Raw genomic sequence first — 1,265 nt, forward strand, 5'->3', positions numbered from 1 at the left:
CGAGCGATGCTGTCCGAGCGCCCGACAGGCGCGGCGCTCGGAGACGGTCATCGTCCTCATAATGTGCTCGACACAGGCGCGCCGGCGCGCGGGTCTCAAAAGTTTCCCCGGGACGCCTCCTGCAGGATCAGCGTGTCGAGGGTGAGAGCCGCAATCGCCTTTCGAAGCCGCTGGTCCTCGGTCTCCAGGTCCTTCATCCGACGAACCTGATCCGACTGCAGGCCGCCAAACTCACGCCGCCACCGGTAGTAGGTCACTGAGCTCACGCCGAGAGCGCGGATTGCATCGGCCACGCGCTGGCCCTGTGAGATCAGCACATCCGCCTGCCGCAACTTGGCGACGATCTCCTCGGGCTTCGGGTGATTTGCCATCTCGTCCGTCCTCCAGGCTCAAACGCCATAACAAAGGGCGGACCACTTCAATGGGGGCTGATCACTGGGATGCTTTCTCATCGTAGCAGCAATACACGTCCTCCTCAGATCCGTGCCTGAGACTTCATTGACAGGAACCATTTTGTGGGAACTCCAACATACTGCCTATTACACGATATTTTTTGTCATCGGCGCCTCGATGGCCCTCAATCTGGATAGAATCCGGCGGTTCTTCGAGACGACCTCAAAATACCACGCTGGCGAGTTCGTGATGTGTGCCGGCCTGCTGATGGTTCAAACTCATTGGTCGCAGACACACGCCTTTCACAATATTGGCGTCGCAACCGGATCGGTTTTCGTCATATCCGCAGCACTCGCGCCAAGTCGGATCGAACGCTTTTTATTGGCTCCGCCGCTACAATTCCTGGGAAGGATTTCATACAGCGTCTACCTCGTGCAAGTGCCAATCCTGGCGGCCGTCACGTTTTTTCTCCAAAACGTCCTTCCCCTTTGGTCCATGATAATTATTGTCTATCCCTTAGTATTGACGAGTGGCTGGGCCTTTCATGTTCTGATTGCCGAACCGTGCGCGCGGCTTGGAAAGCGCATCACGAGGCTGCAACAGCAAAATCCGCAACGTCCGATATCGATCAAACAAATTGCGTCGAGTCGCGTCCAATCATGAAGCGACGGCCGAATCGTTTTGTATCCTGCGGCATTGCTGCTGTTTCGACATCCTAGTGGTACGAGTCTAACACTTGGTGCCCGCGCTTTGCGGCCTGGATGATGCGATCCGGGTCGGCGGTCCAGACGAACGGCTTCGGATTGCCGTTGCTCTCGGCGATGAAGCGTTTGATGGCGGCCTGTACCTCGATCAGCGATCCGAACACGCCG

General features: G+C 57.2%; 1 protein-coding gene and 2 pseudogenes. 1 reads left to right on the forward strand and 2 read right to left on the reverse strand.

What is annotated here, in order from left to right; translation table 11 throughout:
- Positions 1 to 371, reverse strand: a pseudogene (locus MKK68_RS19355) (transposase); the annotation flags it as partial.
- Between the two features lie 112 nt (positions 372 to 483).
- Between MKK68_RS19355 and MKK68_RS19360 the strand changes: the two are divergent.
- Complete coding sequence (locus MKK68_RS19360; RefSeq protein ID WP_244032427.1) at positions 484 to 1,056, forward strand: acyltransferase family protein; 573 nt, start codon at positions 484 to 486, stop codon at positions 1,054 to 1,056.
- A 52-nt stretch (positions 1,057 to 1,108) separates the two neighbouring features.
- On the opposite strand, the pseudogene MKK68_RS19365 reads toward MKK68_RS19360, so the two are convergent.
- Positions 1,109 to 1,265 (reverse strand): annotated as a pseudogene (locus tag MKK68_RS19365) (IS630 family transposase); the annotation flags it as partial.

The organism is Methylobacterium sp. E-016, assembly GCF_022829745.1.
GTDB lineage: Bacteria > Pseudomonadota > Alphaproteobacteria > Rhizobiales > Beijerinckiaceae > Methylobacterium.